We start from the raw sequence: 1,135 nt of genomic DNA, 5'->3' as shown, positions 1-1,135 counted from the left end.
CTGCGAATTCGCATCAATCATAATAAACGTCCAGGGTGTCTATGGTGTGTTCGCGCCCGACCACGCCAAAGCTGCCGGTGACTTCGATGTCACGCATGACGGGCGGGTATACGTCGATTACGTCGCCTTCGTAGACGGACACGGCGATATTCAAATTGCCTTGAGTTTCCAGGCTGATCGCCAGACCGGTCAGGTGCCGGGTGACGGGCTTGGCGTCGTCAATCAGGCGCTCTAGCTCCTGATACATTTCTTCGGTGATGCCGGTATCGAGCACGCCAACCTTCAGCGCGAAGGTGCCCGGCACGCCCTCGGGCACCGTGTTGAACCACTCGACAATCTCGATCAGATAGCCCAGCGGCTCGACCACCCGGCGCAACGCACCGGTGGTGCCTTTGTGCTTGTGGATGTAGTAAGACGACTTAATGGCCGCGCGTTTGGTCGCCTCAGTCCACCGGTAATCCCAGCGATCCACCGACCACGCCCATGCCAAGTGCGGCAGCAGATGCACCGGACAGGTATCAGCGTTGTAGAGGTCACGCAGTGGGACAATCGTCTTTTCGAAGAACGCGGCCTCCATGGCCCGTTCCAGTTGCGTGCTGTTGAGCGGCAAAAGACTTTTCATATCAGCTCGCCAGCCTCACGTTGTACCGCGTACAGAACGCCGCTTGCGCCTTGGTCGGGGCCAAATCCTGCCATCCGACCAACTCAACCCGGGCAACGCCTGCAACGTGCAACTGGGCGTCAACAGCGGAGCGGGCGACCTCGACGCCCAGCCGCTTGCGTGGATTGATCCAGGCTGCCAAGCGGCTTTTGGCCTCGGCCAGACTGGCATCCGCTTCCGGGCCGGCGCTGGCCATGTGCAAAATGGCATCAATCTCGTAACGGATCACCTGCGCGCTCTGCACAGTCACCCGATCACCAACCGGGCGCACGTCGTCGTCATTCAGAGCAGCGGCTACTGTGGCCAGCAGCTCGGGCGGCGCTTCGCCTTCCCCGTCCAGACCCAACACCGTGACCGTGACGTAACAGGGCGCCGGGCTTTCAGCCGTGGCATCTGCCACTAGCCCAGAGGCGTTACGCGCATGCAGGATGTAGCTGTTACGCGGGCCGGCCGTGGTCAAGCCCTCATAGGCCA

The 1,135-nt window shown here is 61.3% G+C and carries 2 protein-coding genes; both read right to left on the bottom strand.

Annotation, left to right across the window (positions count from 1 at the left end; genetic code table 11):
- Positions 1-13: 13 nt before the first annotated feature.
- Positions 14-622 carry a phage tail protein I gene (locus D6877_RS10965; RefSeq protein WP_130910775.1) on the bottom strand — a complete coding sequence of 203 codons (609 nt, stop codon included), beginning with the start codon at positions 620-622 and terminating at the stop codon, positions 14-16.
- A gap of 1 nt (position 623) precedes the next feature.
- On the bottom strand, positions 624-1,135 hold a 512-nt coding region (locus D6877_RS10960), incomplete at its 5' end, for a baseplate J/gp47 family protein (protein WP_178083669.1).

Source organism: Pseudomonas sp. Sample_9, from assembly GCF_004307535.1.
In the GTDB taxonomy this organism is placed as follows: domain Bacteria; phylum Pseudomonadota; class Gammaproteobacteria; order Pseudomonadales; family Pseudomonadaceae; genus Aquipseudomonas; species Aquipseudomonas mercuritolerans.
Note: the sequence above shows the minus strand (reverse complement) of the source record. Positions and strands in the feature narration are given on the sequence as shown.

Coding starts and splice junctions, on each gene's coding strand:
- D6877_RS10965 (WP_130910775.1), bottom strand. CDS start 622: ATGAAAAGTCTTTTGCCGCTCAACAGCACGCAACTGGAACGGGCCATG.